Below are 12780 nucleotides of genomic sequence, written 5' to 3' on the forward strand. Positions count from 1 at the left end.
ATCAATCGTCGAACAGGCGGCGCACATCGTCGTCGATGAAGACATGGCCGACCACATCGACCTCAACTTCGGGTGCCCGGTGCCGAAGGTCACACGCCGTGGCGGCGGTTCGGCGCTACCATGGAAGACCGACCTGTATCAGGAGATCATCAGGCGCGTCGTGCGGGTGTGCGAACCGGCCGGCATCCCGGTCACGGCGAAGTTCCGCGTCGGCATCGACGACGCGCATGTGACCTTCCATGAGGCGGGGCGCATCGCGCAGGAGGAAGGCTGTGCGGCCGTCACGCTCCATGCACGCACGACCGCCGAATACTATGGCGGTCACTCCGACTGGTCGAGGATCGGCGAGCTCGTCGGCGAACTCGATATCCCGGTCTTCGGCAACGGCGACATCTGGGGTGCCGATGATGCGGTGCGGATGGTCAACGAGACAGGGTGTGCGGGTGTCGCGATCGGCAGGGGCTGCCAAGGACGCCCATGGATCTTCGCCGACATCGGCGAGGCGTTTGCCGGAAGCGACGTGCGTGTCGATCCGACACTCGGTGAGGTCGGCGCGGTCATTATACGGCATGCGCAGCTGCTTACGCGGTTCTATGACGGTGACGAGCGCATGGCCGTGCACGACCTGCGCAAACACGTCGCGTGGTACCTCAAAGGATTCCCCGTCGGCGGCCATATGCGCCGCGCGTTCATGGAATGCGAATGCCTCGACGATGTCGCCCGACTCGTCGCGACGCTCGACCCGGACGCGAGGCTTCCCGGGCGCGTCATCGACAAGCCACGCGGCCGTGTTCGCTTTGCGAAAAAGGTCCATCTGCCTTACGGATGGCTCGATTCGCGGACGACGACGCGCGAGGAGCGCGAACGGCTCTTTGGCGACGATCCGATGGATGCCGGATATTGAGCGCGCAGCCGACGGGAAAAACGGGCATCAATGCCCGAATCAGCAAAGACGTGGCGCAATCCGCCCGCCGGTCCATGAACCGTTTCACATGGCGACGTGCAATGGCCGGAATATCGGGCGGTTTGCGATACAGTAGAGTTCAGCATCGTGAGTGACAGGAGAACATCGTGAGCGAGATTGCCCAGAATGACAATTTCAATGACAAAACGAACATCAAAGTCGTCGGCGTGGGCGGGGCCGGCGGCAATGCCGTCAACCGCATGATCGCGGAAGGTCTGCAGAACGTCGAGTTCGTCGCGATCAACACCGACGCGAAGGATCTGCTGCGTTCGGACGCGGACGTCAAGATCTCGCTTTCCGACGCGTCGAGCCGTGGCCTCGGCGCCGGAGCCGACCCGGAGAAGGGCGCGAAGGCCGCACAGGACCACCAGTCGGACATCGAAGAGGCCGTCAAGGGCGCGGACATGGTCTTCGTCACGGCGGGCGAAGGCGGCGGCACCGGCACCGGCGCGAGCCCACTCGTCGCACGCGCGGCGCGCCAGCAGGGCGCGCTCACGATCGCCGTCGTGACACGTCCGTTCTCGTTCGAAGGCCCGCAGCGCGCCGCGTCGGCCGCGCTTGGCATCGACAACCTGCGCAAGGAAGTGGACGCGCTCATCGTCATCCCGAACGACCGTCTGCTTGAGCTCGCCGACCGTTCGATCGGCATCGTCGACGCGTTCAAGACCGCCGACACGGCGCTCCTCGCGGGCGTGCAGGGCATCACCGACCTCATCACGATGAATTCGTACATCCACGTCGACTTCTCCGACGTCACCTCGATCCTGCGCGATTCGGGCACCGCGATGTTCGGCATCGGCTCGGCACGGGGCGAAGACCGCGCGACGCAGGCCGCGGAGATCGCGATCAGCTCGCCGCTGCTCGAGGAAAGCATCGACGGTGCGAACGGCGTGCTCATCAACATCGCCGCCTCGACCGACCTCAAACTGCAAGAGGCGTATGCCGCGACCGAGCTCGTGCGCCGTTCGGCGCATCCGGAGGCGCAGATCATCTGGGGCCTCGCGCTCGACGACGCCTACGGCGACGAGATCCGCGTGACCGTCATCGCCGCCGGCTTCGACGCGAAGCATGAGAACACCGGCAAGACCACGATCGCCCCCCCGGACATCAATGTCCCCGCGCAGCAGCCGCAGCCGCGCCGCGAGGACACGACCAAGAAGACCGAGCATACGACGAACGGCCTGCCGACGATCATGACGTCACCCGCACCGAACGCGACGCCGATCTTCCAGACGAACGTCGAGGTCGAGCAGCCGACGACGCCCGTCGTCCCGCAGACTCCGTCGGCGCCGATCTTCGATCCGAGCGTCGAACCGGCCCGCTATTCGCCGAATGATCCGGATGACATCGACATCCCGGATTTCCTGCGCTGATTGAACCATAGGACGAGAAAGGAACACGAATGCCCGGGTTTCTCAAGCAGACGATGTCGTACCTCGGCATGGCCGATGTCGCTGAAGACGACGACGCCGATTTCGAAGAGGAGGAGGACGAGTCCGCCTCGTCATTCGACTCCGACCGGTCGGTGACCCCGATGCCGGCGGCGACGACGCAGCCGGCCGCTGCGCGCAAACCCGCGGCGCCGTTCCAGGGCCGTGTCAGCCGGATCACGACGATTCACCCGCACTCATATGAGGACGCGCAGCTCGTCGGCCGCGCACTGCGCGACGGCGTGCCTGTCGTGCTCAACCTCACCGGCGTATCGGAAGCGGTCGCCTACCGCATCGTCGATTTCTCTTCGGGCGTAGTCTTCGGTGTGTCCGGTTCGATCGAACGCGTCACGCCCCGTGTGTTCCTGCTGAGCCCCGCGCGCGTCGACATCGTCGCCGAAGACGCGGAGTCAAACGCGACGCACGACCTGTTCGCCGAGTGAGCCGCCGGACGATGATGGATACCGCGACGAGCATGCCCACGGCAGGAAAGTAGGCCGTGGACATGCTTGCTTTGTTGTTGGCGATGTTCTTCCGCCTCGTCGATTGGCTCATCGACGCCTATCTGATCGTGCTGTTCGCCCGTATGATCCTCGACTGGGTCTTTGTGCTCGCGCGCGGCTGGCACCCACACGGATTCGTCGCGACACTTGTCTCAATCGTCTACGCGCTCACCGATCCGCCGTTGCGGTGGCTGCGGCGGTACATCAAGCCGATTCCGCTTGGGCCTGTCTCGTTCGATACCAGCTTCCTCGTCCTGTATTTCGCGCTCATCGTGCTGCAGGTGCTCATCTGAGCGGCGTCGAATGGCGCGTCGACGATGGGGAAATGCGCCGAAAAGCGATTGTTTGCACGCAATCCGTGCTAGCATCAACACATAAGTCCAACTAAGCCGGGTGGTAACCCAAAGCGAGGTGCAAGATATATGGCTCTTTTGACGCCTAAGGATATTAGGGAGCACACCTTCCAGACGGTGCGCTTCAAAGAAGGGTATGACGTTGACGAGGTCGACGACTTCCTCGACCAGGTCACCGAGACCGTCGAAGCTTTGGGCAAGCAGGCCGTCGCCGGCGGCCAGTCGACCCAGGCACTCGGCCCGGACGTTTCCGAACTCAACACGAAGATTTCCGATCTGACGAACCAGGTCCAGCAGCTGCAGGGCGAGAACCAGTCGCTGCGCGCGGCCGCCGCCCAAGGCGCGGGGGAGCAGGCGCAGGCACAGATCGCACAGGCCAACCAGGCCGTGCAGGCGGCGCAGGGCAAGCTCGCCGAAGCCGAGGACACGAACCGCACGCTCGCCTCGCAGAACGAACAGCTCAAGGCGCAGGTCGAACGCCTGAGCGCGCAGATCGACCAGCTCACGGCACAGGCGGCGCGGAACTCCGACCAGCCGGACCTCGCGGCCCAGCTCGCCGAAGTCACGAAGCAGCGTGACCAGTTCCGTGCGGACAGCGAGAACCTGCGTCATGAACTGTCGACGGCGCACCAGCAGACGGTTCGTGCACAGCAGCAGGAAGCCCAGATTCAGGACCTCACGAAGCAGCTCGAGGAATCGAAGCAGCGCGAAGAGCAGCTGCGCGACCAGGTCGCGAAGGTCGAGCCGAACACCGAGACCGGCAGCCTCCAGAAGATCAAGAGCGCCGCCGCCCAGGCCAACAGCGAGCCCGAACGCGCGACCGCGATGCTTACGCTCGCGATGCAGTTGCACGACCAGTACGTCGACAAGGGCAAGGCGACCGCGAAGGAGATCACCGAGCAGAGCCAGCGCAAGTACGAAGAGCTCATCGGCAAGGCCAACGACTATTCGAACCGCACACGCACCGAGGCCGACGATTACAACAAGCGCGTCCATGACGAGGCTGACGCCTACAGCAAGCGCACACGCGACGACGCCGACGCGTACAACAAGAGCATGCACGAGCAGGCGGAGGCGTTCGCGCAGAAGACGCGCACCGAGGCCGACGACTACAGCGAGAAGACGCGCACCGAGGCCGACGAGTACAGCGCGAAGACGCGCCAGGACGCCGATACCTACATGCAGAACAAGCACGCCGAAGCCGACCAGTACGTCACCGACAAGACCGCGGAAGCCAACAACTACGCGGAGACGAGGACGAACGAGGCGAACACCTACGCCGACGCGAAGGCGCACGAGGCCGACGAATACGCCCAGAAGAAGCAGGACGAAGGCAACTCCTACGCCCAGCAGAAGAAGAGCGAAGCCGACCAGTACGTCGTCGACCGCCATGCCGAGCTCGACGAATACGAGAGCGAAGTGCAGCAGCGCGCGAAGGACTACGACGAGAAGACGCGCGCCGCGGCCGATGATTACGCGACGCAGGTCCGCACGAACCTTGAGACGCAGTCGAAGGTCATCGAAGGCAACATCCAGGGCCTCAAGCAGTTCGAAACCGAATACCGCGCACGCCTGACCGAGTTCCTCGGACAGCTGCAGGCGCAGGTCTCGGACACGAACAACTACAACAGCATGGACAAGAACGACTGAGAGACCTTCAGTGACGCATCAGTCAACCAGCGAGCAAAGACGGCCGCGTATCCGCGTGGCCGTCTTTGCGTGTATCGTCATCATCGCGATCGTCATCGACCAATTGACGAAGGCGGTTGCGCAGGCGCGCCTCGCCGGCGGAGCATCGGTTCCCGTCATCCCGGGGCTGCTGCGGTTCACGCTCGTGCACAACCCAGGCGCCTCGCTCGGCATGGGATCGAACATGACATGGCTCATCGCGCTCATGTCGGCCGTCGCGTGCGCCGTGCTCCTCGTCCTCGCCCTGCGTACGCAGTCGATGGCGTGGACCGTGTTCCTCGCGCTCGCGTTCGCGGGCGCGTTCGGCAACCTCATCGACCGCGTCATCCATGCGGACGGGTTCCTCAACGGCAAAGTCGTCGATTTCCTCGATTACGGATGGTCGGTAGGCAACGTCGCGGACATCTTCCTGATGGTCGCCGGCATCGGCATCGTCGTCCTCATCCTATGCAACGTGCCGTTCCGCACAAGGACCATGGAGGATGCGGCGGCAACGACGGGGGAGGATGCACAGCGATGATCAAAGTGGTCCCTGCGCCCGATATGCTCATCGGACGGCGGTTCGACATCGCCGTCGCGAAGATGCTCGGCGTGTCACGCGCGAAAGCCGCCGTGTTCATCGAAACGAACCAGGCGCGCATCGTCGGCCGTGAGCACGAGCGCGACAAATCGGCGGTGCTGCAGGCGGGCGACGTCGTCGAATTCGAACTCGTCGACGAACAGCGCCCCGCGGAACCGATCGCACGGAACATGCCGATCGTCTACGAGGACGAGGACATCGTCGTCGTCGACAAACCGGTCGGTGTCGCCGCGCACGCGTCGGTCGGCTGGACGGGGCCGACCGTGCTCGGTTCGCTCCTCAAACGCGGCGTCGAGATCACGGCACTCGGCGCACCAGGGCGTCAAGGCATCGTTTCGCGCCTCGACGTCGGCACATCAGGGCTCATGCTCGTGTGCAAGACCGATCTCGCGTACAAGGAGATGCGCCGGCAGTTCTCCGAGCATGAGGTCATCAAGACCTACCATGCGCTCGCGCAAGGCAACCTCAAGGAGGACAAGGCGACGATCGAGGCACCGATCGGGCGCGCGAAGGTCTCCGACTTCCGCTTCTGCGTGACACCGGGCGGCAAGGAGGCGGTCACGCATTGGGACGTGCTCGAACGCTTCGGTGAGGCGACGCTCGCGAAGATCAACCTTGAGACGGGACGCACGCATCAGATCCGCGTGCACTTCTCGTCGATCGGGCATCCGCTCGTCGGCGACGCGATGTACGGGGCGAATCCGAAGCTGTCGGCCGAACTCGGGCTCGAACGGCAGTGGCTGCATGCGATGCAGCTCGAATTCCGGCATCCGCGCACGCATGTGCGCACCGTCGTCACATCGCAGTATCCGGCCGATCTCAAGCATGCGCTCGATGCGATGCGCGCACGCCACACGGACGGCGAGGATGGCGCCGACGGCATGTGAGCCCCGTCGCATCCGCGCGGCCGGCGGTGCATGCACCGGACGTGCGGAGTGTCGCTTGGCGGGGTTTGTGAAATGCGTGACAACCCCTTGAAGGGCGTCAGCGAAATCCGCTAGATTGATGGCATGGCTCAATCCGCGAACTTCGTTCATCTGCACAACCACACGCATTATTCGCTCCTCGACGGCGCATCGAAGATTCCCGGGCTTGTCGCGCGTGCGAAGGAACTCGGCATGCCGGCGGTCGGCATAACCGACCATGGCAATATGCACGGCGCGTACGAGATGTGGAGCACGGCCGTCGCGCAGGGCGTCAAGCCGATTCTCGGCATCGAGGCGTATGTGACGCCGGAGACGGCGCGTGGCGACAAGTCCCGTGTGCATTGGGGCACCGAGGACCAGCGGCGCGACGACGTGTCGGGCGGTGGCCTCATCACGCATCTGACGTTGTGGGCGGAAAACGACGAGGGTCTCGTCAATCTGACGAAGGCCTCGTCGGTCGCGAACCTCGAGGGCCGCGTGATGCGCTACCCGCGTATGGACAAGGACGTGCTCGCGACGTACAACAAGGGCGTCATCTGCGGTTCGGGGTGCCCTTCGGGCATCATCCAGACGCGTCTGCGCCTGGGCCAGTTCGACGAGGCGCTGCGCGCGGCCGGCGAGCTGCAGGACATCTACGGCAAGGACAACTTCTTCATCGAGCTGATGGACCACAACATCGAGATCGAGCGGAAGGTCACCGGGGACCTGCTCGAGATCGCGAAGCGCCTCGGTGCGCCGCTGCTCGCTACGAACGACTCGCATTATGTGCTTGAGGCGGACGCAGCGACGCAGGACGCGATGCTGTGCATCAATTCGGGTTCGAAGCTCGACGACCCGGACCGGTTCAAGTTCGATGGCAAGGGGTATTACCTGCGTACGGAGCAGGAGATGCGTGAGTTGTTCCGAGACCTGCCGGAGGCGTGCGACAACACGTTGGAGGTCGCGGAGCGGTGTAATGTGATGTTCGACGACCATGAGGACGGCGCGTTCATGCCGAAGTTCCCGTGTCCCGAGGGCTGGGACGAGACATCGCTGTTCCTGAAGAAGGTCGAGGAAGGCCTCGAGAAGCGCTATGAGGGCAGCGTGCCCGACCATGTGCTCGCGCAGGCCGATTACGAGTGCGGTGTGATCTGCCAGATGCAGTTCCCAGGCTACTTCCTCGTCGTCGCGGATTACATCCAGTGGGCGAAGGACCATGGGATCATGGTCGGCCCGGGCCGTGGCTCGGCGGCGGGTTCGATGGTCGCGTACGCGATGGGCATCACCGAGCTCGACCCGTTGGAGCATGGCCTGATCTTCGAACGGTTCCTCAACCCCGAGCGTGTGAGCCTGCCGGATATCGACGTGGATTTCGACCCGGACGGGCGCCTCAAGGTCATCGAGTACTGCGGTGAGAAGTACGGGCATGACAAGGTCGCGCAGTGCGTGATCTACGGCACGATCAAGACGAAGCAGGCGCTCAAGGATTCGGCGCGCATCATGGGCTACGAGTTCGCGATGGGCGAGAAGGTCACGAAGGCGCTGCCGCCGGCCGCGACGGGCGGCAAGGACATCTCGGTGCATGACATTTTCGACCCGAAGTCGAAGCGTTACGCCGAGGCGCGCGAATACCGCGAGCTCTATGAGTCCGATCCGGACGCGAAGGCGATCACCGACAAGGCGATGGGACTGGAGGGCCTCATCCGCCAGACCGGTGTGCACGCGTGCGCGACGATCATGGGTTCGGAGCCGATCACGGACACGTCGCCGCTTTTGGAGCGCACCGACGGGACGGTCACGACGACCTTCGAGTACCATACGTGCGAGACGCTGGGCCTCGTGAAGATGGACTTCCTCGGGCTTTCCAACTTGACGGTCATCAGTGACACGCTCAGGAACATCGCCGCCAACGGCAAGGAGGCGATCGACTACACGAAGATCCCGCTCGACGACAAGGAGACGTACGAGCTGCTCTCGCGTGGCGACACGCTTGGCGTGTTCCAGCTGGATTCGGACGGCATGCGCGCCCTGCTCAAGCAGCTCAAGCCGGACAACTTCAACGACATCTCGGCGTTGATCGCCCTGTACCGTCCGGGCCCGATGGATATGAACTCGCATACGAACTACGCGAAGCGCAAGAACGGGTTGCAGAAAATCGAGCCAATCCATCCCGAGCTCGCCGAGCCGCTCAAGGAGGTGCTCGACGAGACCTACGGCCTGATCGTCTATCAGGAGCAGGTGCAGTCGGCCGCGCGCATCCTCGCGGGCTATTCGCTCGGCAAGGCGGATGTGCTGCGCCGTGCGATGGGCAAGAAGAAGCCCGAGGTGCTCGCCAAGGAGAAGGTGCCGTTCTTCGCGGGAATGAAGGAGCACGGCTATTCCGAGGAGGCGGCGCAGGCGGTGTGGGACGTGCTCGTGCCGTTCTCGGGCTACGCGTTCAACAAGGCGCATTCGGCCGCGTACGGGCTGATCTCGTATTGGACCGCGTATCTCAAGACGCATTACCCGGTCGAGTTCATGGCCGCCCTGCTGCAGGGCGCGGTGAGCAACAAGGACAAGACCGCCCTGTACCTGGGCGAGGCGCGGCGCATGGGCATCAAGGTCCTGCTGCCGGACATCAACGAATCCGTCTACGCATACTCCGCCGTCGGCGACGTCGTGCGCTTCGGCCTCGGCGCGATCAGGAACGTCGGCGAAACGGCCGTCAAGGAGATCATCGAGGAACGCAACGGGCAGCGCGGCAAATACATCGATTTCATGGACTATATCCGCCGCGCGCCGCTCACCGCGCTCAACAAGCGTCTCGTCGAATCGCTCATCAAAGGCGGCGCGTTCGATTCGGTCAACCCCAACAGACGTGCGTTGTGCGCGGTCCACGAGGCGGCGATCGACTCGGTCGTCGACATCAAACGCCGGCAGGCGAACGGCCAGTTCGACCTCTTCGCCGACCTCGACGGCGGCGAGGACAGCGACCCGTCGCTTCTCGGCGACGCGGCGATCACGATCCCCGACATCGAGGAATGGGACAAGAAGACGAAGCTGCAGTATGAGCGCGACATGCTCGGCCTGTACGTCTCCGACCATCCGTTGAGCGGCATGCAGAGCGTCCTCGCGGCGTTGCGCGAGATGTCGATCGCGCATCTCATCGACCGCGCGCCGACGATGCCCGAACGCACACAGGTCACGATCGCGGGCCTCATCACGAACGTCGACCGACGCATGTCGAAGAAAGGCAATCCGTGGGCGATCGTGACGATCGAGGACATGGAAAGCTCGATCCAATGCATGCTCTTCGGCAAAGTGTACGAATCGGCCGCCGCCGACCTCGCCGTCGACACCGTCGTGCAGATGCGCGGCATGGTCGAGGTGCGCGACGAGACGGTGAGCCTGCGCGCGACCGAGATGCAGCTGCCTTCGCTCGAAGCGGAGGACGCGCGGCCCGTGCTCATCACGCTCCCCACAGGCGCGCTCCAACGCGACCGTCTCGAACAGCTTGGCACCGTGCTCGCGAACCATCCGGGCTACTGCGAGGTCAAACTCGCCGTGTTCAACGAACGCGGCGACGCGCAAGTCCTGACGATGGGCGACCGCTTCCGCGTCACGCGCGACACGAGCCTGTTCGCCGACATCAAGATCATCTTCGGACCTGCCGCGCTCATGTCCTCGTGAGCGCCGACGCCCCATACGTGTGTGGCCGCATCGTGAGATGCGGCCACACACGAATCACGCTCGTGACAGGCCGTTGTTACGATAGTGGCTTATGAGCGAAGAACACTACATGCGCACCATCGATCTGCGCGGAAAAGAACTCACCCGCGCCCAGATGCTCGAGGCGATGCCTCGCGCCGACATGGGCACCGACGAAGCGACCGGGCTCGTCCAGCCGATCCTCGACGACGTGAAGGCGCACGGGGCGAAGGCGCTCCGCGCATACGCCGAGAAATTCGACCACGTCGTGCCGAAGTCGCTACGTGTGCCCACCGACGTCATGGACGCGGCCGTCGCCGGACTCGACCCCGAAGTGCGCGCCGCGATCGAGGAATCGATCCGCCGTGCCCGCGCCGTCGCGAAGAACCAGGTGCCTGAGGACTTCCACACCGACCTCGCCGAAGGCGCACGCGTCTCGGAACGTTGGATCCCGGTGCAGCGCGTCGGCCTGTATGTGCCCGGCGGCAAGGCCGTCTATCCGAGCTCGGTCATCATGAACGCCGTGCCGGCGCAGGCCGCCGGCGTCGAATCGCTTGCGGTCGCGACGCCGCCGAACCGCAACGACCCGGACGGCTGGCCGAACAAGACGATCCTCGCGACATGCGCGATGCTCGGCGTCGACGAGGTCTACGCCGTCGGCGGCGCGCAGGCGATCGCGATGTTCGCGTACGGCGCGACCGACGTCGATGACCCGCAGTCGCCCGTCCTGTGCGAACCGGTCGACAAGATCACCGGCCCGGGCAACATCTTCGTCGCGACGGCGAAGCGCCTCGTCTCCGGCATCGTCGGCATCGACGCCGTCGCCGGTCCGACCGAGATCGCGATCATCGCCGACAAGGACGCGAACCCCGCATGGGTCGCCGCCGACCTCATCGGTCAGGCGGAACACGACGAGCTCGCCGGTTCCGTGCTCATCACCGACAGCGCTGACCTCGCCGACGCCGTGCAGGCCGAGCTCCTCAAGCGCGTACCGCGCACCGAGCACGCCGACCGCGTCAAGACATCGCTTTCAGGCCGCCAGTCCGGCATCATCCTGACCGATTCGCTCGCGCAGTCGATCGACGCCGCGAACGCCTACGCGGCCGAGCACCTCGAAGTGCAGACGGCCGACCCGGACGCCGTCATCGCGAAGATCCGCAACGCCGGCGCGATCTTCCGCGGCCCGTATTCGCCAGTCCCGCTCGGCGACTACATGTCCGGTTCGAACCATGTGCTGCCGACGTCCGGCACGGCGCGCTTCGCCGCGGGCCTTGGCGTACACACGTTCATGAAGCCGGTCGAAGTGATCGAATACGACGAGCAGGGCCTCAAGGAGCTCGCCGCGCGCGTCAATGCGTTCGCCGTCTCCGAGGACCTTCCGGCGCACGGCGAAAGCGTGCTGAGCCGCTTCGTCACCGACCCCTATGACAAGGCGACGCTTGAGGACCAGGAACAGGAGGCGGGCCTTCGATGAGCGAAGGGACGATTCCGGCAAGCCTGCCGCTGCGCAACGACCTCATCGGCGAGGAGCCCTACGGCGCCCCGCAGCTTGACGTCCCGGTATGCCTCAACGTCAACGAGAACCCGTATCCGCCGAGCCATGCCGTCATCCGCAGCATCGAAAAACGCGTGCGTGAGGCGGCGGCGACGCTCAACCGCTACCCCGACCGCGAACACATCGAGTTGCGTCAAGCCTTCGTCGACTACCTCGCGAAGGAATCGCACGCCGAACTGACGACTGACGAGGTGTGGGGCGCGAACGGCTCGAACGAAATCATGTTGCAGCTGTTCGAGGCCTTCGGAGGCCCCGGACGCAACGCGCTCGGATGCGACCCGACGTATTCGATGTACCCCGAATACGCACGTGATACGTTCACGACATGGAACACGGCGCCGCGCCACGCCGACTTCACGCTCGACGTCGACGAGACGATCCGCCAGATTGACGCGCTCGAACCGTCGCTCGTCATCCTGACGAGCCCGAACAACCCGACCGGTACACCGTTGCCGATGCCCGACCTCGAACGCATCCTCGACCACTGCCAGAACGCGACCGTCGCCGGCGCCGCCGACGGCGTGCATCCGGTCGTCGTCGTCGACGAGGCCTACATCGAATTCCGCGACCCGGGCACCCCATCCGCGACGACGCTTGTCGGCACCTACGCGAACCTCGCCGTGAGCCGCACGATGAGCAAGGCGTTCGCGTTCGCCGGCGCCCGCGTCGGCTACGTCGCCGCGAGCGCCGGCATCATCGACTGCCTGCGCATCGTGCGCATGCCGTACCATCTGTCCGCTGTGACGCAGGCGGCCGCGCTCGCCGGATTCGACCACACCGACGAACAGCTGTCGCAGGTCGACCATCTGCGCCGCACACGCGAGGAGACCGCCGCATGGCTCAAGGAGCAGACCTACGACGGCACGCCGCTTGAGGTAGCGCCGTCGCAGTCGAACTTCCTGATGTTCGGCGGTCATTTCGATGACCGGGGCGCGATCTTCGACGAAATGCTCACGCGTGGCGTCCTCATCCGCGTCGTCGGCCCCGAAGGATGGCTGCGCGTGTGTATGGGCACCGATGAGGAGATGAAGGCGTTCCGCGACGCGCTCACCGCGTCGATGCGCGCCGTCGAGCAACGCCGGACGGCGTAGCGGCGCGTCCCGCACACCGCGCG

The 12780-nt window shown here is 64.6% G+C and carries 10 protein-coding genes; all 10 read left to right on the forward strand.

Going from position 1 to position 12780, the window contains the following annotated elements:
- A partial coding sequence (locus B1526_RS07390) for a tRNA dihydrouridine synthase (protein WP_095615427.1) occupies positions 1-904 on the forward strand: 904 nt, incomplete at its 5' end.
- A 167-nt stretch (positions 905-1071) separates the two neighbouring features.
- Positions 1072-2337, forward strand: coding sequence for a cell division protein FtsZ (gene ftsZ / locus B1526_RS07395; RefSeq protein ID WP_095615428.1), 1266 nt, complete (start codon positions 1072-1074; stop codon positions 2335-2337).
- Positions 2338-2366: 29 nt separating this feature from the next.
- A complete protein-coding gene (locus tag B1526_RS07400; RefSeq protein WP_095615429.1) occupies positions 2367-2837 on the forward strand; it encodes a cell division protein SepF in 471 nt (156 codons plus the stop codon).
- A gap of 62 nt (positions 2838-2899) precedes the next feature.
- Positions 2900-3190 carry a YggT family protein gene (locus tag B1526_RS07405; protein WP_095615574.1) on the forward strand — a complete coding sequence of 97 codons (291 nt, stop codon included), beginning with the start codon at positions 2900-2902 and terminating at the stop codon, positions 3188-3190.
- Positions 3191-3319: 129 nt separating this feature from the next.
- The gene (locus tag B1526_RS07410; protein WP_095615430.1) at positions 3320-4900 is read left to right on the forward strand and encodes a DivIVA domain-containing protein; all 1581 of its coding nucleotides are present in this window, start codon (positions 3320-3322) and stop codon (positions 4898-4900) included.
- Positions 4901-4910: 10 nt separating this feature from the next.
- A complete protein-coding gene (locus B1526_RS07415; RefSeq protein ID WP_095615431.1) occupies positions 4911-5459 on the forward strand; it encodes a signal peptidase II in 549 nt (182 codons plus the stop codon).
- Complete coding sequence (locus B1526_RS07420) at positions 5456-6406, forward strand: RluA family pseudouridine synthase (RefSeq protein ID WP_095615432.1); 951 nt, start codon at positions 5456-5458, stop codon at positions 6404-6406. The genes B1526_RS07415 and B1526_RS07420 overlap by 4 nt, the downstream gene beginning before the upstream one ends.
- Positions 6407-6529: 123 nt before the next feature.
- Entirely contained in the window at positions 6530-10093 is a 3564-nt protein-coding gene (gene dnaE / locus B1526_RS07425) for a DNA polymerase III subunit alpha (protein ID WP_095615433.1), read from the forward strand.
- A 109-nt stretch (positions 10094-10202) separates the two neighbouring features.
- Positions 10203-11585, forward strand: a complete 1383-nt coding sequence (hisD, locus tag B1526_RS07430) for a histidinol dehydrogenase (RefSeq protein WP_095615575.1) — start codon at positions 10203-10205, stop codon at positions 11583-11585.
- Positions 11582-12757, forward strand: a complete 1176-nt coding sequence (locus B1526_RS07435) for a histidinol-phosphate transaminase (RefSeq protein WP_095615434.1) — start codon at positions 11582-11584, stop codon at positions 12755-12757. The genes hisD and B1526_RS07435 overlap by 4 nt, the downstream gene beginning before the upstream one ends.
- Positions 12758-12780: the final 23 nt, after the last annotated feature.

The sequence above is a fragment of the Bifidobacterium criceti genome, assembly GCF_002286935.1.
Taxonomy (GTDB): domain Bacteria; phylum Actinomycetota; class Actinomycetes; order Actinomycetales; family Bifidobacteriaceae; genus Bifidobacterium; species Bifidobacterium criceti.